The sequence below is a fragment of the Corynebacterium sp. HMSC074H12 genome (assembly GCF_001813755.1).
GTDB lineage: Bacteria > Actinomycetota > Actinomycetes > Mycobacteriales > Mycobacteriaceae > Corynebacterium > Corynebacterium hiratae.
The window spans coordinates 23,277-42,079 of the sequence record NZ_KV813947.1; the positions used below are offsets into that span (position 1 = coordinate 23,277).

An 18,803-nucleotide genomic window follows, 5' to 3' on the forward strand; every position below is an offset into this window, starting at 1 on the left:
CTTTCGCGATATAACCTGCACCGACATGCGAGTAGTGGAGTTTGTCTTCGAAGAGGAGCTCTCCGAGTGTGTTTGCTCGGCTTGGTATGCCGGTAGAGGGTTCGAGTCAGATGGTTGCAGTCATAAGGTTTGCTTGCCCCCAAACGAACCATCTAGCGCATTGCAGAAGGTTTACTTGCCCCCAAGTAAGCCGTTTGACTGCAACCATCTGAGGCGAACCGTTTGGCCAGAACCATGTGCATGACCGGTTTACACCAATCATGTACGTGCACCAATCCCGTATCCGTGGATCTACTTGGCCGACAATCGAGTCGGTATCCAACCGCCCGATGCGTGCAAGGACATTCGGCAGAAGGCATCCCGCAAACGGCATCCGACAGTCCGGCAGAAGGCATCTGGCAGATGGCATCTGTCAAAAGGCGCCTTTGGGGCTGAAAACGCCATGTAGAGGGTGCAAAAGGCGTTTTTAGCTGTGAAAACGCCTTCTAGAAGATGCCTTTTGCCAGATGCCTTTTGCAAGGAGCCTTGTGCGAGATGCCATGTGGGACCGCCCTGGTTATGAGATGCCGGGTGTGGGCCGCGGGTCTCGAGGGCTCGCGCGGGGAAGTGGGTGAAGCCGGCTGGGAGGAACTGGCGCGGGGAAGGGGAGAGGACGGGGAAGTGGGTGAAGACAGCTGGGAGGGCCTAGGTGCGGGGAGGGGGAGAGGGCGGCTAGAAGGAGCCGCCGCGGAAGCCACCTCCACCGCCGCCGCCCGAGAAGCCACCGCCGCCGAAGCTGCCACCACCGGAGAAGCCTCCGCCGAAACCGCCACTGTGGCCGCGGGAGCTGCCGCCACCGAGGATCTGGCCCAGCACCATGCCGGTGAGGATGTTGCCCGCGGCATCGGTGGCCTGGCGGCGCTGTTCTTGGCGGCGGTAGGCCTCTAGGTCTTCCTTCGCGCGATTGAGCGAAGTCTGCGCAGCAGAAGCGGCATCGCGGGAGTAGTTGAGGGCCGCGCGCAAGTCCTTCGAGGCGGAGTTCTGGGCTTGGGCGAAGAGGCGGGTGGCATCGGCAAGAGCCACACGCGCATCGGGGCCTACCACGCGGCCACGCGAGGAGAGCAAGTCTTCCGCCGCCTGGATGGCGGACTCGGCCGCGGCAATCTGCTGGCGGTACAGTGCAATCTGGCGCTCGCGGGTGGCGTTGGTTTCGCGGACTGTATCCAGCTGCTGGTCAAGCTCGCCATCGATAGCCGTCAGCGCCGTGTACTGACCCAGCGGATCACCCTGACCGTGTTCGCGGGCCGCACGCAGAGCCTCCCGGGCGCGGGCCAGCAACTCCTCCAAGGCGGCCCAATCTGCAGTCGAGCCTTGGGCCTTGCCGCGCTGTTCGAGGTGCTGGGCTTCGGCGATTTCTTCCTCGACCTCATCGATCAAAGCAGGCAGGTTATCGCGAGCCGCGGTGATTGAGTTCTCGGCATTCTCCACGCCATTCAGCAGGCGGTCGGAGACCTCCAAGGCGTGCTCGGCATCGCGAATATAGCCCACCAAGGGGCCCTGCTGGCCGGCCGGCTGGGACTGCAGAGAACGGCCACGCTCCAACAGCTTCTCTGCCTCATTGAGCGAGACCTCCGCCATCTCCGGGTTATCCGCAATGGAGGACAACACCTCCTCGGAATAGTCGCCGCTGAGAGTAGACAAGGTAGCGCGCGCCTGCGGCAAGCGCCCGCGCAGGTCAACCACCCGGCGGGTGAGCTCATCCAGCTTGGAGCCGGCGTTAATGAGCAAGTCTCGCATTTTGGCAAAGTCCGCCGCCTGCTCATCCAAGGCATCGTCGGCCTGCCCGCAGGAGGAGATGATCTCCACCAGCATCTGGCGGCGCTCCGCCGTGGTTTCCGGCAGGTTGTCCTTAAGCTTCTGCTGGAGCTGGAAAGCCTTCTGCAGGGTTAGAGTGGAATGGTTCATCGCGCGCGTGAACGGGCGGGTGCGCTCGGGGCCGAACTCGGCCACCGCAATATCGAGCTCCTCCTTGCCGCGGCGAATCGATTCATCGGTGGAGACCAGCTCCTCCTGGGCCAGCTTCTCCAAGGTCGCCATGTCCAGGCGGTCGAGCTGCGCGGTATTGCTCGGCTCAATCTGGCGCGCGGACTCCAGCGTGGCCGCCGAGTCCTTCTTGGTTTTGCGTCGGCTCGCCACCGCGATGCCACCGCCGGCAAGAGCCAGGGCACCCGCGCCGCCAGCTAGCCACAAACCACCCGACCCATCGGAGTCAGCAGAAGAACCACCCGTGCCAGAAGAGGAAGAAGAACCAGAAGCGGCAGCGTCGACAAGCGCGAGTGCGGAAGCACCGAACTGGCGGCCGTCGGCAAGCTTGGCGTAGGCCGCCTCATACATCACATCCAGGCGCCCGCGCGGCCAGTCATTGCCCGTCTGCACGCCCATGGTGGAATCATCCACACCCACCACATAGGCCGCAGAATTCGGGCCCTTAGACTTCACAATGCTGTCCGCATAGCTCTCCGCACCCTCCGGCAGCGACGACGCAAAGACCACGAAAATCACCACGTGGTGCTCCTGCTGCAGCGCGGCAATCTTGTCCTCCAACTCGGACTTCTCTGAGTCCGAGAGCACCCCCGCCTCATCCGTCACCTTATCCGTGAGCGAGGCCGCCTCCGGCGCGGCAACAACGAAGTCCGCAGCCACGGCCGGGCTAGCAGTGGCCAATCCCAGCACGAGGGCGGCAAGGGCGGCGCGTCCAATACGAGCAGCAGTAGTCATGCGCACCACGATACCTGCCACCCAACGCTAAAGTGGACAGGCAGTGAAGTACGTTATTGTCCTCGGCGCCGCGCAATACGACGGGCGCCCCTCCCGCATCCTTCGCGGCCGCGTGCGCTTCGCCGCCGAGTACGCCACCGCGCACAACCTGCCCATCATCACGGTGGGCGGGAACTTGCCCGGCGATAGGTTCACCGAGGCCGGGGTGGCACGGGCCTTGCTTGACGACGAACCCCTTAAAGTCACCGCCCTCGAAGAAGGCCTCGACACCCGCAGCGAGCTAGCCGCCGCCCGCGACAAACTCGGCGTGACCGAGGCCGTCATCGTCACCGACCCGCTGCACCGCCTGCGCACCTTCCTCATCGCCCGCCAAGAAGGAATCACCGCGACCGTTATGGGCACGCCCTACTATCCTTCCCGGCGTTTCTCCATCCCGTGGTGGCGTTACCTGGCCCACGAGACCGGCGGTTTGGCCTACCTGGGGCTGCGCACCCTGCTGGGGGAGAAGCGCACCGAAGGCGTGCGCGCGGCCTTCTACCGCGTCGAGCGCCTCATCCGCCCCAACCAGGCCCTGCGCCACCGTGTTATTGGCGCGAGGCAGACCCAGGATGGCCAAGACTCCGCCTAAGCTTAAAACCCGTGAGCTATACCTATTGCGCAGAAGACGTCGCCCGCCTCGCCTCCGAGTCGCCGAAAGGCTCGGCCCTGCTAAAAACCGAGGAACACCGCGGCGCCTTCTCCAGGGACCGCGCCCGCGTCCTGCACTCCGCGGCGCTGCGCCGCCTAGCGGATAAGACCCAAGTGGTGGGCCCGCGCGATGGCGATACCCCGCGCACGCGGCTGACACACTCCCTGGAGGTCAGTCAGATTGCCCGCAGCATCGGTGCAGGCTTGGGCCTGGACCCGGACTTGTGCGATATGGCGGGCCTGACGCATGACATTGGCCACCCTCCCTACGGCCACAACGGCGAGAATGCCCTCAACGAGGTTGCGCTCGGTGGCTTCGAGGGCAATGCCCAGACCTTGCGCATCCTGACCAAACTGGAGCCCAAGGTGGTGCTGGATACCCCGGTGGGCCCGCGCAGCTATGGCCTCAACCTCACCCGCGCCTCACTCGATGCCGCCTGCAAATACCCCTGGACCAAGACCAACCCGGATGGCACGACCAACCGCAAATACGGCGCCTACGACGAAGACGCCGACGTCCTGGAGTGGCTGCGCCAAGGACACTGCGACCAGCGCAAGGCCATGGAGGCCCAGGTCATGGACTGGTCGGATGACATCGCCTATTCCGTCCACGACGTCGAAGACGGCATCATCTCCCGCCGCATCTCCCTGAACGTGCTCTGGGATCTGGTGGAGCTGGCCAACCTTGCGGACAAGGGCGCAAAAGCCTTCGGCGGCACTGCCGACGAACTGCTGGAGGCCGCCGACCGCCTGCGCCAGCTGGATGTCATCAACGCCATCGGTAACTTCGACTACTCCCTGCGCTCTTATGCCAACTTAAAGAAGATGACCTCGGAGCTTGTCGGCCGCTACGTCGGCGCCACCGTCTCCGCCACGCTGGCAGCCAACGACGGCCCGCTCGGCCGCATGCACGGCGACCTCGCCGTCCCGCCGGGCGCGGTGGCGGAGGTGACCCTGCTCAAGACCATCGCCGTTCTCTACGTCATGGATGAGCCCGCCCACCTGGCCCGTCAGGACCGGCAGCGCGAGCGCATCTACCGCGTCTACGACTACCTGGTGGCCGGCGCGCCGGGCTCGCTGGACGCCACCTTCGCCCTGTGGTGGAAGCAAGCCGACACCGATCTGGAGCGTGACCGCGCCATCATCGACCAGATCGCTTCCATGACCGAATCACGCCTGGAGCGCCTGGCGCAGCGCAGCGCCGATCTCTTCGGCTTCTTGAGCTAGCGCACGAGTGCTACACCCTGGTCCTTCAGCACCATGCTGATCGGGGCCAGGTCTTCTTCGACCATGTCGAAATCCGCAGCGATAATCGCCACGATGTGCTGCTCACGCAAGAAATCGGCCAAAGCATCGAGGTTGCGCGGCGCACCGGACTGGCAGCCGCGCAAGCGCCCAAGCGCGCCATAGAAGTCCTCGCGCGTGCGGATAGGTTCAGTAATCAGGATGCGCTGCATGTCTTAGTCCTCCGCGTCCGGGATGCTGCAGAAGCTGTCGTAGTGGTCATCGGTGTAGTACCAGACATCCGGGTCGGTCTCGCTCCCGCCACCGGTGACAATCCGCTTGGCCCCGCGGTGCCCAATTCCCGGCGTTTCCACCGTGTATTCACGGTAGTAATTCCTGTCCTGCTGCGGCAGCACACTCTCATAGTTGCCAAAGCGCACGTTGTCATTATCCGGGTAGTCATAGGGGCCGCCCGCCAGGATATCGCTGGCCGTCTCGTGCGCCTCCTGGGGCAAGGAATCCATGGAACAGGTGGGCAGGTCGGAGCCGCCCTGCTTGGCGACGCCCCCCTCATCCCCACCGCTCGCAGCGGATGCACCAGCCGCACCGGACGTACCCGCCGCAGTCGAAGACGGCGCAGCCTTCTGGTCCGCGCTGTCGCTGGAGTCACCGAGGTCGATGCCGAAGTAGCCCGCGACGAGGACGAGAACCGCGCCACCGATGAGAGCCGGCAGCGATTTTTTGGAGGGGGAGGATTGGGCCATGGCCCCCATCATTGCAGGTGCGGGGGCCGAAAAAGAAATCAAGAACGCGCACTTTTCCGATTCCCACATATGGGTTCTTCCAGGATGTGGGACTCGCGGCTCTAGCCCACCCAGCCGTGGGTACCTGTACCTTGCGTGGGCGGGGTAGTCTGTACGCATGGCACGAGGCAGAATTCCGGACAGCGACATCCAAGCTATCCGTGAACGCGCGCCTATTGATGAGATCGTGGGCGAATACGTCCAGCTCAAGCCCGCTGGTTATGACTCTTTGAAGGGCCTGAGCCCCTTCAAAGATGAGAAGACCCCATCCTTCCACGTGCGCCCGCAGCGCGGCTACTACCACTGCTTCTCCACCGGCAAGGGCGGGGATGTCTTCAGCTTCCTCATGGAGATGGAGCAGGTCTCCTTCCCGGAAGCAGTCGAGGCCGTGGCCCAAAAAATTGGCTACCACATCAACTACCAAGGCGGCTCCACCGGTGCGCGCGATGAAAAGCCCGGCACCCGCCGCCGGCTTATCGCTGCGAACAAGGCCGCGCACGAGTTCTACCGCCAGCAGCTGGAAACCCCGCAGGCCGCCGCCGGGCGCGAGTTCCTCCTGGACCGCGGCTTCTCCAAGGAAATTATCTACGAGTTTGAATGCGGCTATGCCCCGGAGGGCTGGGATACCGCCACCAAGCACCTGCTGCGCATGGGCTTTTCCTTTGAGGAGCTGGAAGCCGCCGGCATTTCCAAGATGGGCAAGCGCGGCCCCATTGATCGCTTCCACCGGCGCCTGCTGTGGCCCATCAAGGATCTATCCGGCAACGTCATCGGGTTTGGCGCGCGCAAGCTTTACGACGATGACAAGCTGGGCAAGTACATGAACACGCCCGAGACCATGCTTTATCACAAGTCCAAGGTGCTCTTCGGCCTGGATTTGGCCAAGCGCAACATCGCGGAGCAGCACCAGGCCGTGGTGGTGGAAGGCTATACGGATGTCATGGCCATGTACGCCGCGGGCGTAAAGACCGCCGTGGCCTCTTGTGGCACTGCCTTCGGCGCGGACCACCTGCAGGTGCTGCGCCGCCTCATGTTGGATGATTCCTACTTTCACGGCGAGCTCATCTACACCTTCGACGGTGACGAGGCCGGCCAGAAGGCCGCCATGCGCGCCTTCGAGGGCGAGCAGAAATTCACCGGCCAATCTTTCGTATCCGTGGCCCCGGATGGCATGGATCCCTGCGATCTGCGCTTAGAGCGCGGCGACGCTGCCGTGCGCGACCTCGTGGCGGACCGTATCCCCATGTTTGAGTTCGTCATCCGCTCCGTCATCTCGGAGTTCAGCATCGACTCTGCCGAAGGCCGCCTCCAGGCCCTGCGCCGCGCCGTGCCCGTCGTGGCCCAGATCCGGGACCAACCTCTGCAGCGCGAGTACGCCCGCCGCCTCGCCGGCTGGGTGGGCTGGCCCGACCCAGAGGAAGTCCTCCACCAAGTACGCCAGGAGGCCCGCAAACCTAAAAAGCAGGAGCGCCCGCGCTTTGCCTCCTTGGAGGAGACCTCCTCTGCGCCCGCGCAAACCAACGCCCCCGTCATGCACATCCCCGGTCCCCGCGAGCCGCACCTGTGGCCACAGCGCGAGGCCCTCAAGCTGGCCTTGCAGTACCCGCAGATCGCCGGCAGCTACTTCGATGGCATCACAGAGGATGCCTATTCCAACGAGGCCTACCGCACGATCCGCCGCGCTATCTCCACCCTCGGTGGCGTCACCGCCGGCGCTGAGCAACCCGGCGTGGAATGGTTAGCCGCCGTGGCCGGTGAGATGCCGGATCTCATGGCTCGCAACTTCGTTTCTGAGCTGGCCGTGGAACCCATCAAGCTGGGGGAGACCGGCAACCCCGATACCGACCTTGAGGCCTACGCCGACTCCGTACTCTCCCGCTTGCAAGAAGCCCGCGTGGGCGACCAAGTAGCCCAACTCAAGGCCCAACTCGGCCGCATGCGCCCCTCCGACGACGAAGAGTCCTACAACTCACTCTTCGCCGACCTCGTCGCACTCGAGCAAGCCCGCCGTGAGCTCAACGACCGCGCCTTCCGCGGCGTGCGCTAACCGACGCCCACGCCAATCCGCAGCCACGCGCACGCGCTAATCTTCGTCTGGCTCGTAGATCCGATCCGGCTGCACTCCATCCGCGGCGCCACGCTTGCCGCGGCGCCCCTTGTTGTAATCCTTAAGCTCGCGCATGCGCGGTTCTGGATCCAAGCGGTTGGCCACGGCCTTGCGCGCTGAGCGCACCGCGGCCTTGGTGGCGGGGGAGTTCACGGCCTTTTCATAAGCGCCCTTAATTTGGTGGTAGCGCTTGCGCCCAGCCTTGGTTCCAAAGACGTATCCGGCGGCAGCACCCACAACAAATTGGATCATTGGAAACTAGTCATCCCCTTACTTCAAGCCGGCGCACTGGCCGGCGTTTGCGTACAACGTACGGGCAACGTGCAATTCTCACGATCAGCCTACCTGCCTAAGCCCACCGGCGCGGGTGGCGGTGTAGCCGTGGGGCGAATAGATATGGTGCGAACTCTTCCCAAAGACCATTCGCTTCGGTTAACTTAAGTTCTGTGGAGAGTTCGAAGCGTACGCACGCGGTCTCGGCAGCCGTGGCGATGTCAGCGCTATTAACAGCCAGCGTGGCGGCAGCTGAGCCGCGCGTGGCTGCTTTCGAAGAGCCACGGGAAGTCACCGTGAGCGAGGACTAGCAGAAGCCAGCAGCGCGAAACTATCCACGTTCTCCTGGGATTTCGCGAGAACACTGCGTGCACAGGCGGGTGTCGGGGAAGATGATAAGGTGCATGTAGTTTTGAACTAGGTCAACGGAAGCACATTCCCCTTCCTTCCCTGTTTCTCAGAGAATGGGATCCGGTCAGTTCCCTTCGTATGGAAGAATTGACGTGTCTTTACTTCTCTTAATCCAAGGAGAGCAATGCCCCTACCCAAAATCATGACTGTCTACGGAACCCGTCCGGAGGCAATCAAGGTAGCTCCCGTCATCACGGCCTTGGAGAAGGACGAGCGCTTCGAATCGGTTGCTGTCTCCACCGGCCAGCACCGCGAAATGCTGGAACAGGTCAACACCATGTTCGGTATCAAGCCGAAGTTGGACCTTCACCTGATGAAGCCCGGGCAGAGCCTGAATGAGATTGTCTCCCGCGCGCTCATGGGGCTGGATGAGATTATCGACGCCGAACAGCCCGATGTCATTATTTCCCAGGGTGATACCTCCACGGCTATGGCCGCAGCACTGGCGGGTTTCCACCGCGGTGTGAAAATCGTCCATCTTGAGGCGGGCCTGCGCACCGGCGACATCCACTCGCCTTTCCCGGAGGAAGCCAACCGCAAGCTCATCGGCCAGGTCACGGAACTGCACCTCGCGCCGACGGCGGGCTCGATGGAGAACCTGCGCCGCGAGAACGTGCGCTCCAAGGACATCGCGGTCACCGGAAATACCGTCATCGACGCCTTGCTGGAAGCTGCAAGCTGGGATACCGAGTTCGAAGACCCCGCCGTCCAGGAAGCGGCTCAGTCAGCTAAGCGCCTTGTCGTCGTCACCACGCACCGCCGCGAAAACCTTGAGGCCATGAAGGAAATCGGTGGGGCGGTCAAGGATCTGGCAGAGAGCTATCCGGACATTAACTTTGTTCTGCCACTGCACCTCAACCCCAAGGTCCGTGAGGCCGTGCTTCCGGAGGTTGAGTCCCTGCCTAATGTCATCATTACGGATCCGCTGCCGTATGACCAGTTCACCAAGCTTCTGGATCGTGCAACCATTATCCTCACCGACTCGGGCGGAGTTCAGGAAGAAGCCCCGGCTCTGGGTAAGCCGGTCTTGGTTATGCGCCAGAACACCGAGCGCCCGGAAGCCGTTGTGGCCGGCACCGTGAAGCTTGTGGGCACCAACCGTAGCCTTATCGTGGCGGAGGCCAAGCTGCTTCTCGACGACTCCGCCGCCTACGAGGCAATGGCCAACGCCGTCAACCCCTATGGTGACGGCAAGGCCGCTGAGCGCGCTGTGGCAGCTATCGCTGAGCTCCTTGGGGTAGGGGAGCGCCTGCCCGATTTCGCTCCCGAAATCGAGTCCTAACAAGAACCTAAGAACCAGCGAATAAGCGCGGCGTAGTGCTCAGAACTTTTCGCCGCGCTGAAATGCGTGCTTCCACGTAAAATCAAGACATGGAATCACGAGACATCAAATGCACGAACTCTGAGCGCACCACCGCTTCACAGGTGTTGGCGGATGCGATGTCGGTAGGCCAGCTCAGCGTCACTGAATTCGAGGAGCGCTCTAGCCGCTGCGCCGATGCCACGACTCGCGGCGAATTGGTTGACCTTGTCGCCGACCTTATCGAGGCCCCAGAAACAGTCCTCTTTGGCAGTCATCAGGTAGCACGTCAACGGTCAAAAGAGGTCAAGACCGCTAATCAAGGAGCAGTCACCGCTGTTGACCAGGCTTTAGCCCAGGTGGAACCCTCTGCGCAGGGTGCGCAGGGGCTCTCCCTCGGCATCTTTGGCGGCAGCACTGTGCGCGGCATTCCCATCGCCGCTCATCACACCACGATGGGAATCTTCGGTGGCACCGATGTAGATCTTCGCGGCGCCTCCCTCAAAGAACACGTCACGACAATCCAAGCGGTCGGGGTATTCGGCGGCGTCGATGTGTGGGTCCCAGAAGGATTCCGCGTTCGTGTCAACGGCGTCGGCCTCTTTGGCGGCCACGACATCAAGGTCGAAGGCGGCGCCATTGACCCCGCAGACCTACCCGCCAGCGCCCCTGAGGTAGTTGTCAACTGCTTCAGCCTGTTTGGTGGGGTAGACGTCCACGTGGTGAAGCGGTAGGAATCAGCTAAATGCTGATTTTCATCTCTCTTAGAAAAGCAAGAAGGTCGATGCAGCGCACCCCAAAATGATCGGCCACATCAGGGATCTTGACCTGTTTCCGTGAATCAGGGGCTGCGCGCACCTCATTAGTCACAATCGTTGCGTCGTGCCTGAGAGCGGAAGCTATCAACCACGAATCCGCTGCGTCCATGAACACGTTGACAGCCCTGTCCTTGTAGCGTGGTTGACGTTTGTTCGCGACCCAGCGAACCACATCCGTATATAGCGCAAGCTCATTGTCATCAGTGCTCACGATGTATTGCGGATCGATGTGTTTCAGATACCAATCGAGAGTCCGATCCTTCCACTCTTTCATTTCCTTATCGACGGTCTTGTGGAAATAGGAATCACCCCTGAAAATCGGTTCTTCAAGCTGAACCCACAAAGAGGGAAACACATCGCGTGGATAGACAGATGCCACTGTCCCGATAAAGTTCGTGTCGATTAAATACACGCTAACTGGCCCTCCATTCAGCAGAGGGGGAGTGCGCAATAAGCTTACTTAGGCTGTCAGCAGTTGCGGCTCCAAGGAGTTGGGCAGCTTCCTTCTGTGGAATTTTCCCTGCAGCAGCCGCGTAGGTTACGGCATCGAAGAACCGGTTTCCCACGCGGGCTTTCACCACACGGTGCCGCGCCGGGCCACCTTTACTTGACGAGGGTTCCGTGGCTTGGACCGGTTGTGATGCAACGAGAGGAAGGAGCGTGGATGCCTCATTGCTATCAATGACGTTGAGGTGCACCAGTCTCCACAAGGCGGCTTCTTGACTCATCCCTGACTTGCGGGAAAGAGTTTTGACGCTATCGAATGGGGAATCACTTGTCGAAACCGTGCTCAAGACGAGCTGAGCTGGGGCAAGAAAACTTGCAGCGAATCGATTGCACCAACGCTCAATATCGCGGCTTTCCCCGTGATCTGAGATTCCCGGCTGGCCTAGAACCACGTGTCCTAGTTCGTGCGAAAGGCTGAAAAGCTGGGCTGTCTTGCTGTCGCGGGTGTTGATAAAAATCAGAGCATAGGGTGCTTGGATAAGCGTGAACCCACGAAACTCATCGATGCTTAGCGGACGGGTGGTGCTGCTTTCGACAATTGAATTGCGAGACACCAAAATGCCTGAGTCCTCAAGAGCTGAACAGAGAGTCTTCACTTTGTCAGGGCCGTGTAGAAAAGTGTCTACGGCGAGCCCGAGGACTTCTTTTGTTCGAGCGGCTATAGCTTCTGGGCTGTTACTCGTATCAGCGTATCCAAGGAAGGGAGGACCATCAACGCCTTCTTCCTCGGCAAAATCGGCGTACCAATCAAGGCGGGATTCCGAAGCAGCCAAGGTTTCCTCAAGGTTCGGGCTGAAAGTCTCAAGAGCGAGGTTTCGAACTGTCCGAAAATCCGGAACGGAAATCCTAGGTTCGCTCGGGGTTTGCAGGAGAAGACGGCCGAAAGGAATCTTAGCTTTCTTGGCGAGGTCCTGCGCCTGATTCAAAGTTGGCTGCGAAGTATTTTCAACCCATTCCCTGATCCGCGGAAAATCCTTCATCAGCTCGTCAAGACTTAGACCAGTCCGCTCAATCGCCCAATCGAGCACAGCCGGCTCAATGGTCACTCGTACTGTTGTCATTGTCCCTTCTTAGGTTTCTGCTGCTTGAAAGCTTGTTGCATTGTTACGTTTGGACTGGGAACTTCGTTGTGATGGGTACAGCTTAGTGGAAGCTTGGAGGGTAAGCGCGAGTTCGCAGGCCGCATTTAGGGGGCTGGACGTCAGATTTTTTTGGGGGAAAATCCACGTGAAATGTCCCTTAAGCTAGCTGGGCCCAATAGCTGGGAGAAGTTCCCAGTTCATTGGGGGTAATCAGCTTGTCGGCCAAAGCTGCTTGGAGCAACTACGCTCCTTCTTGCTCAGCCTGAACCATGTATTCCAATGGTCATAAGAGTTCCAAAAGCTCGGTGTCATGTTGCGACGTCGCGGCTTGGAGCTGATCAGGCGGCGACAATGACGGTTCATGCCCCAGGAGCCTAGAGGCTTCGTCATGGTCTGGCATAGGGGGGCAAACTTTCGTGGGTGGGGATAAGATAATTCCCCTAGCGTTTTGTAGACCGCCAGAGGAATTATTCTCACCATTCGCCCCATAAGGCGGGGAGTTAGGATTTCAGCTTCCCTGACTTTGGGGTTTACATGGTGTAGACCCACTGGGAGTTGCCAGCAGCTGGCTGAGTGATGAATGCGCGCATGTTGTCTTCGGTAGTCTGCTAGGACGTGCGCCAATTCTTTAGAGGATTATTGACAGTGGCCTTTTACCAGGCACCGCCACTTGCCTGTGGCCATTGCCCAGGGCGGAACCGGATCCCATATTTCCCGCCCACTAGGAGGGAAATCTCGACCTCCAAACACGTTTCCCCTGTTGAGTCCGAAAGGTAGAAGGGCTGGTCGAGTTCATAGGACCAAGTTTCAGGGCCGCCGGTGATGCAATCACCAAGCACCCGAGCATATTCGCCATTATCTGTCATAGCGGTGAAGTGTGTCCGGCCAGCGTCCCCCTCATTGTCTCGTCGAGGATTGATTCTCCCGAAGCCTTCCAGGGGAATCCATCCCGTTCCATTGATGCGCTTCCAATCATCAGACATTGGCACTCCTTAGTTCAAGTGTTCTTCAAGTCGAGGATATCTAATCTCGATTTCCTTAGCTATGGTATGAAAATGCTTCTCTCGGGTACACCCTATTGTTGCGTGCGTTTATGCTGGTAAGTCGCGCGTAAATTGGTTCATGAGCATGCCTCACTACTTGTGGTGGGGAGGGGGTCCGCGTGGCTTTCTCGTCGATGTGCGATAGGGTCCGCGCGTGACGTTGGCAGTCCCGCGCGCTCTTTTCAAGCAAGCGGACCCCACGGCGTATGTCCCATTAAGCCTGGAACCGATTCAAAATCAAGATCACCGTATTATCCCAGGCTGCCCCGGGAATCCGTATCGGTTTATCCACACGATATGTCCCTTAAGCCCCTTAAGGCGGATACACTGGGAGGAAATCTGAAAACGAGAGCACCCCCACCAGCTAGCATAAAAGCAGGTCAGTGGGGGTGATTTATATGCTCCTCCAACTGGGCTCGAACCAGTGACCCTTCGATTAACAGTCGAATGCTCTGCCAACTGAGCTATGGAGGAATATGTGTGGGTTGCTTGAACAAAGACTTGCTCGCTGCAACGAGATGTAACTATATAAGGTCTGCCGTGCTCAATACAAATCACCAGCACAACACGCTTTTTCAAGCGGGCTAGTGTGGCATCTTTCAAGCCTGTGCCCAAGCAAAGCTAGACTATCCGTCAGATAGCACTCGCAGGGAAGAGGTAGAGGTTTCTTCATGTTCGTTGGGCACACTCGCTTTAGTCTCTTCGTTCCCGATTCGGCGTCGTGGCGTGCGAGCAACGAGGAGTCCGGGTTCTCGGAAGACGAGTACCGCGATTACCTCTACGACGATGCACGCCTGTCGTTGCGCACGGACATTTTTCTCAACCACACCGTGCCAACACTTGCGAAAGCCGCCGAAGGCTCCGATGTGAAGCACGTTGTCTCCTTCTCTGAGTCCTTACCGCAGAAGTTCAAGGAGCAGCTGCAGGAGACAGCGGACAGCTTCGACATAGTGCACCTCGATGAGCTTCCTGATGGTGATAGCGGGTGGACAGCTGTGCGTCGCTACGTCCAAGAAATTGGGTTTAAGGGCACGTTCGGGCGCTATCGCCTAGACGACGATGACGTTTTATCCGCTTACTATTTCCAAACCACAGCGCCCTATATCAAGCCCGAGTTTGAAGGCATGCTCGTTAGTATGCCGCTCGGCATTGAGGCGGTCTATGCGGATGGTCAGTTCTTCCACCTGCGTGAAGCCCACACACCTATGAACTCGATGGGCTTGATGTCCATTTGCTCCGTGAAGGAAGACGGCACCGTCGTGGAACCCCAAAGCGGGCCACACGATAAATCAGACCGCTATGCGCCGGTCATTTTGGATGCCTCCCAAGTGGGCTATTTGCGGGCTATTCACGCAGGGCAAGACAATGCCATGCGCCATGAGCCAGGCTTGGTTATGGCTCGCCTCATGGAGAATATGGCGGCGTTCCCCCCATTTACGGATGTCGCTGCCCTTGAAGCGGCCTTTCCCACTGTGGCCAAGCAGATGCAGAGCACAAGCACGCCGCTGAGCATTGACGACACCGTTGGCGGTGGTCAGCACTATCTTCTGCAGCCTGCCAGCGGGGATGTCAGCTTTGTCATCCACGGAGAATCAGAGTGGGAACTTGATAATGAGCTCCTTGTGAGCCTGTGGATCGAAGATTCCCGTGGGCGACGCGTCCCCTCCTACAAAACAGTCGAGGGCTTTGCTGCCTCCAATAACCCCAGCATTGGTCACTTCGCGTACGTTCCCACAGAGAACGGAACCTTTCGGACCTTGGTGAGCCTTCATTTGGAGCACGGCTACGTCCTTCGTGGCTTCCGGATTCTGGCACAAAGCGAGCGAGCCGAGGGAGTTCGGGTCGCAAAAATAATCGTGCAACAGCAAGGCGGGAAGGCGCGCTTCGTCAGCCAGGAGAACTGGAATTCAGCGCGAAGCCAAGGCGTGCGTGGGCTAGTTGACCAAGCCATCGACAGCGTTTATCAGAACCGGACCAGCATCGTGGCGAACGTGCGCAGCGTTCTCGGGGAGGACCGTGCCAACAAAGTGATCGCGCGCTTGGACCAGCTAAATAAGAAGATGCGCAACTAGGGGCGGCCCTAGTCTGACCTGGCAAACATCTCGTCCTCGAAGAGTCGCTCCCAATCGCCAGCTAGTGATGCTGCGTAGCCGAGAATGCCAGTGAGAAGCATCTGTGGGGCAGGGGCGTGCCCTTCGCCCCAATCCCCGAGGAGAAGCCTCCACTGCTGTGGGCGCTCAGCCACTGCCTGGGACCATGGAAGGTAATGCTGGGTGTAGTGCAGCTCATCATCCTCGTTCTGAAGGTAAGCCACGTAGTTCTCGAAACCCTTGCCGTATTCAGTAACCAGGTCGAAGGTCATGGTGGTCTCGGAAAGCTTCCGGCTGCTCCAGCACTTCTTGCGATACGCCTTTACCTGCGGCTCAAGGTAGCGCCCAATATGGGTTTGGGGGTTAGACGCCACGGCCAATGAACCGGGGAAGCGGCGCGAAAAGTACAGCGCGGCAAATCCACCGGCTGATGCCCCAAAGAAGATAGCCTTCTTGCCCAAGTCCCCGACAGGTGTACCAGGATGGAAGCTAGCGAGAATATGAGTCAGGCAGGAAGTGAGGTCTTCCTGGAATGGCCGCGTCTCATCCCCTGTGAACCACCCAATACTTGCGCCCCGATCCAGCGAGGGATCGGAGATATACACCACGTTCGCATCAACGCCTTCAACCATCTGCCTCCCAATGAAGACAGGGAGAGAGGTCTTCGCTGGGTCGATGGCCGCGTGAAACAACACGATAGTGACATCCGCGCCGCGATCCTCAACGAGCACATCCATGAATGCGGCGCCGTAGCGAATCGATATGGCCTCAGCTTCCTCGGAAGAGCTGGCGGGCACGGGGGAGCTGAGAAACTCCTCGACAGAGTCGAAAAAAGTCGTTGAAGCGCCATAGCGCGCGTAGTTTCTCCTCAGTGCCATAGCCGCCTACTGTAGTCGCACACGCAGCACACCTGGGAAACGCTCACGCAGGGACGCAGGAATGAAATATGGGCTGAGACAAAACACCGACATCGGCCCATTCGACCGCAAGCCGGTAACCGTCACCGTGCTACCGTAATTAGCAGCGAATTAATAGAAAGGCGGACATGGTTCCGAACAAAACCGATTCCCGTGCCTTTGGCAAGGTCAGCGTCGTTGGTCTTGGCTACATCGGCCTTCCCACCGCGGCGTTCATAGCTTCCAAGGGAATCCCCGTAGTCGGCATCGACGTGAATCAGGATGCCGTGGACAGCATCAACGCCGGCACGGTGCCTTTCTTCGAACCAGGCTTCGGGGAGCTGCTTGCAAGAGTCGTCGAGGATGGAACTCTATCGGCCCAGACGGAACAGATCGATGCCGATGCCTACATTGTCTGCGTTCCCACTCCATTTCGTGAGGACCACAGCGTAGACACCAAGTACATTCGTGCGGCATCCGAAGCGCTTGCTCCTTACCTGAAACCCGGTGCACTTGTAGTGCTCGAGTCCACCTCACCTCCTGGAACCACGGAGGATATGGCTAAGCATTTCATTGAGTTGCGCCCTGACCTGTCCCTCAATGACGAGGATGAGAATGCCATCTTTGTCGCCCACTGCCCAGAGCGCGTTCTTCCCGGCAAGATCATGGAGGAGATGGAGAACAATGACCGCGTCATCGGCGGCCTGACCCCGAAGGGTGCCCAGCTCGCCCGAGACCTCTACGCCACCTTCTGCACCGCGGACCTGCTTCTCACCAACGCCACGACCGCAGAGATGGCAAAGCTCACGGAAAACTCCTTCCGCGATGTCAATATCGCCTTTGCTAACGAGCTTTCCCTCATCTGTGACCGCCTCGGAATCGATGTCTGGGAGCTTATCGAGCTGGCGAACCACCACCCCCGCGTCAACATCCTGCAGCCGGGGCCGGGCGTGGGCGGACACTGCATCGCCGTGGACCCGTGGTTCATCGTCTCCGCTGCACCCGAAGAAGCAAAGCTCATCCAAACGGCGCGCAACGTCAATGATGGCAAGCCGGAGTGGGTCATCGACCAGGTTCTCAAGGCCCTTGAAGGCAAGGATAATCCCGTCGTTGCGGCCCTCGGTATCGCCTTCAAGAACGATATCGATGACCTGCGTGAATCGCCGTCCCTCGAAATCGTCAAACGCCTCGGCGTTGATAACCCGCAGCTAGATATCCGCGTTGTCGAGCCCAACGTGGAGGCATTGCCACCGGTGCTGAGCAACCTTTCAAATCTGACGAAGCAGGACACGGAGGAAGCCATTGCAGCAGCCGACGTCGTCCTCCTTCTGGTCAACCACCGACAGTTCGTCGAGCTTGATCAATCTCTGCTCGGCGGCAAGACAATCATCGATACCAAGGGCATTTGGCGCTAAATTAAGCGGTTAGACTAGCCACTCACCATCATTTGAAAGCCAGGAGGCAGCACGAAGCGTGAGGATTCTCGTTCTCTCTCAATACTGGGCTCCCGAGAATGGAGTTCCGCAGCGCCGCTGGTCGTGGTTGGCTAAAATCCTTGTCCAGGCCGGGCATGAAGTCCTCGTCATCGCGCCACCACCGCATTATCAGCGCCGCCTCGGGCTTAAGCAGTGGTTCTCGCGGAAGAACATCCTCGGCGCAAACGAGATAGAAAACGGTAACTCAGGCGAGAAGATTCTGCGCTCCGGTTTCTTTCCCGCTGGTCCCTCACTGACGCACCGCATCCTCAACCAAGCCTCAGTCGCTGCCTCGATGCTGTTCATGCAAGTGACCAAGCGCAAGCGGCTCAAGGACTTCAAACCAGATCTGGTTATCGGCACCGTCCCGGCCCTTCCCACGGCTGTCGTTACGCAGTTCGTTGCCAAGATTCTCCACACTCCCTACATCATCGATCTCCGTGATGCGTGGCCGGAGCTGCTGAAAGAAAAAGGCGACTGGAATTCAGGAACGGGCAAACGCTCTATTCGTGAGATTATCCTGACCAAGGGCCCCTTCCAACTGCTCACGGCACTCACCGAGTGCGCCATGAACCATGCCCTGCACCACGCTGATGGCATCATGACGACCTCACAGGACCTCACTGAGCACATGGAACAGGACGATGCCAGTAGGGGAGTGGCGGGTGCTCGTCGCATCCGAACGGTGCGTAACGTCTTTCCCCCCAAGACCGAGTTCATCGCTAGCGACAAAGGACAGCAGTCTTCCAAAGAACTGAATGTCCTCTACGCCGGCACAGTGGGACGCGCGCAGAAGATCGACAATGCGGTGAAGGCAGTCAAGATTGCACAAGACCGCGGTTTCGACATCAACCTGCGCATCGTAGGCGATGGAGCTACCTGGCACGCCACTAAGGCCACGATTGAATCCCTGGGAATCAACGCAACCATTGAGCATCGAGTCCCCGCCGATGAGCTTCAGAACATCTACGAGTGGGCCGATACTGCCTTAGTCCACTTGACTGATTGGGAGCCGCTCAATCGCACGGTTCCGTCGAAGACCTATGAGCTGATGTCCTTGGGTGTTCACACCACTGCGGTGGTCCAGGGCGAGGCAGCGCGTCTCATTGAAGAGCTCGGCGCGGGTGTCGTCGTTCCTCCGGAGAACCCGGAAGCACTCGCTGAGGCATGGGCTGCGCTTATCGACGACCGCTCGAAGCTCACCGTTTCCCCTTCTGGGCGCGAGTGGGTCGCCACCCAGCGAGACGAGGTTGTCCCCGAGGCATTCCTGGCCATCGTCTATGCTGTGAACAGCCAGCACGAAAAACCATAGGGAAGGAGAAGGCTCACC

The 18,803-nt window shown here is 59.6% G+C and carries 17 protein-coding genes and 1 tRNA gene; 9 read left to right on the plus strand and 9 right to left on the minus strand.

Annotated features, from left to right (window positions below):
* Positions 1-711: 711 nt before the first annotated feature.
* Complete coding sequence (locus HMPREF2932_RS12390; RefSeq protein WP_071410263.1) at positions 712-2,757, minus strand: TPM domain-containing protein; 2,046 nt, start codon at positions 2,755-2,757, stop codon at positions 712-714.
* A gap of 43 nt (positions 2,758-2,800) precedes the next feature.
* Between HMPREF2932_RS12390 and HMPREF2932_RS12395 the strand changes: the two genes are divergently transcribed.
* Together HMPREF2932_RS12395 and HMPREF2932_RS12400 are read left to right on the plus strand one after the other, a co-directional pair.
* A complete protein-coding gene (locus HMPREF2932_RS12395; RefSeq protein ID WP_071410264.1) occupies positions 2,801-3,385 on the plus strand; it encodes a YdcF family protein in 585 nt (194 codons plus the stop codon).
* A gap of 11 nt (positions 3,386-3,396) precedes the next feature.
* Positions 3,397-4,671, plus strand: coding sequence for a deoxyguanosinetriphosphate triphosphohydrolase (locus tag HMPREF2932_RS12400; RefSeq protein WP_071410265.1), 1,275 nt, complete (start codon positions 3,397-3,399; stop codon positions 4,669-4,671).
* Here HMPREF2932_RS12400 and HMPREF2932_RS12405 read toward each other — a convergent pair.
* Positions 4,668-4,901 carry a barstar family protein gene (locus HMPREF2932_RS12405; RefSeq protein ID WP_046649054.1) on the minus strand — a complete coding sequence of 78 codons (234 nt, stop codon included), beginning with the start codon at positions 4,899-4,901 and terminating at the stop codon, positions 4,668-4,670. The two genes, HMPREF2932_RS12400 and HMPREF2932_RS12405, sit on opposite strands and share 4 nt — an antisense overlap.
* Positions 4,902-4,904: 3 nt before the next feature.
* Positions 4,905-5,432: a guanyl-specific ribonuclease gene (locus tag HMPREF2932_RS12410; protein ID WP_071410321.1), complete on the minus strand. Its 528-nt coding sequence runs from the start codon at positions 5,430-5,432 to the stop codon at positions 4,905-4,907.
* A 157-nt stretch (positions 5,433-5,589) separates the two neighbouring features.
* Between HMPREF2932_RS12410 and dnaG the strand changes: the two genes are divergently transcribed.
* A complete protein-coding gene (dnaG, locus tag HMPREF2932_RS12415) occupies positions 5,590-7,518 on the plus strand; it encodes a DNA primase (protein ID WP_071410266.1) in 1,929 nt (642 codons plus the stop codon).
* Positions 7,519-7,554: 36 nt separating this feature from the next.
* On the opposite strand, the gene HMPREF2932_RS12420 is transcribed toward dnaG, so the two are convergent.
* Positions 7,555-7,830, minus strand: a complete 276-nt coding sequence (locus HMPREF2932_RS12420) for a hypothetical protein (RefSeq protein ID WP_070446667.1) — start codon at positions 7,828-7,830, stop codon at positions 7,555-7,557.
* 194 nt (positions 7,831-8,024) lie between these two features.
* Between HMPREF2932_RS12420 and HMPREF2932_RS13645 the strand changes: the two genes are divergently transcribed.
* From HMPREF2932_RS13645 to HMPREF2932_RS12430, 3 genes are all read left to right on the plus strand, one after another.
* A complete protein-coding gene (locus HMPREF2932_RS13645; protein WP_157844611.1) occupies positions 8,025-8,162 on the plus strand; it encodes a hypothetical protein in 138 nt (45 codons plus the stop codon).
* A gap of 224 nt (positions 8,163-8,386) precedes the next feature.
* On the plus strand, positions 8,387-9,544 hold the full coding sequence (gene wecB / locus HMPREF2932_RS12425) for a non-hydrolyzing UDP-N-acetylglucosamine 2-epimerase (protein WP_071410267.1): 1,158 nt from the start codon (positions 8,387-8,389) through the stop codon (positions 9,542-9,544).
* 89 nt (positions 9,545-9,633) lie between these two features.
* A complete protein-coding gene (locus tag HMPREF2932_RS12430; protein WP_071410268.1) occupies positions 9,634-10,296 on the plus strand; it encodes a DUF1707 SHOCT-like domain-containing protein in 663 nt (220 codons plus the stop codon).
* 7 nt (positions 10,297-10,303) lie between these two features.
* Here the strand turns inward: HMPREF2932_RS12430 and HMPREF2932_RS12435 are convergent, their stop codons facing one another.
* From HMPREF2932_RS12435 to HMPREF2932_RS12450, 4 genes are all read right to left on the minus strand, one after another.
* Positions 10,304-10,792: a DUF4411 family protein gene (locus tag HMPREF2932_RS12435; RefSeq protein WP_071410269.1), complete on the minus strand. Its 489-nt coding sequence runs from the start codon at positions 10,790-10,792 to the stop codon at positions 10,304-10,306.
* Position 10,793: 1 nt separating this feature from the next.
* Positions 10,794-11,948 (minus strand): ImmA/IrrE family metallo-endopeptidase, encoded by a 1,155-nt coding sequence (locus HMPREF2932_RS12440; protein WP_071410270.1) that lies wholly within the window; start codon positions 11,946-11,948, stop codon positions 10,794-10,796.
* 674 nt (positions 11,949-12,622) lie between these two features.
* A complete protein-coding gene (locus HMPREF2932_RS12445; protein WP_071410271.1) occupies positions 12,623-12,952 on the minus strand; it encodes a hypothetical protein in 330 nt (109 codons plus the stop codon).
* Between the two features lie 461 nt (positions 12,953-13,413).
* A tRNA-Asn gene (locus HMPREF2932_RS12450) sits at positions 13,414-13,486 on the minus strand.
* A 197-nt stretch (positions 13,487-13,683) separates the two neighbouring features.
* Between HMPREF2932_RS12450 and HMPREF2932_RS12455 the strand changes: the two genes are divergently transcribed.
* Positions 13,684-15,084 carry a glycosyltransferase gene (locus HMPREF2932_RS12455; RefSeq protein ID WP_071410272.1) on the plus strand — a complete coding sequence of 467 codons (1,401 nt, stop codon included), beginning with the start codon at positions 13,684-13,686 and terminating at the stop codon, positions 15,082-15,084.
* An 8-nt stretch (positions 15,085-15,092) separates the two neighbouring features.
* On the opposite strand, the gene HMPREF2932_RS12460 is transcribed toward HMPREF2932_RS12455, so the two are convergent.
* Entirely contained in the window at positions 15,093-15,980 is an 888-nt protein-coding gene (locus tag HMPREF2932_RS12460; protein ID WP_071410273.1) for a hypothetical protein, read from the minus strand.
* A gap of 167 nt (positions 15,981-16,147) precedes the next feature.
* Between HMPREF2932_RS12460 and wecC the strand changes: the two genes are divergently transcribed.
* Both wecC and HMPREF2932_RS12470 read left to right on the plus strand, forming a co-directional pair.
* On the plus strand, positions 16,148-17,413 hold the full coding sequence (gene wecC, locus HMPREF2932_RS12465; RefSeq protein WP_071410274.1) for a UDP-N-acetyl-D-mannosamine dehydrogenase: 1,266 nt from the start codon (positions 16,148-16,150) through the stop codon (positions 17,411-17,413).
* A gap of 58 nt (positions 17,414-17,471) precedes the next feature.
* The gene (locus HMPREF2932_RS12470; protein ID WP_071410275.1) at positions 17,472-18,785 is read left to right on the plus strand and encodes a glycosyltransferase family 4 protein; all 1,314 of its coding nucleotides are present in this window, start codon (positions 17,472-17,474) and stop codon (positions 18,783-18,785) included.
* Positions 18,786-18,803: the final 18 nt, after the last annotated feature.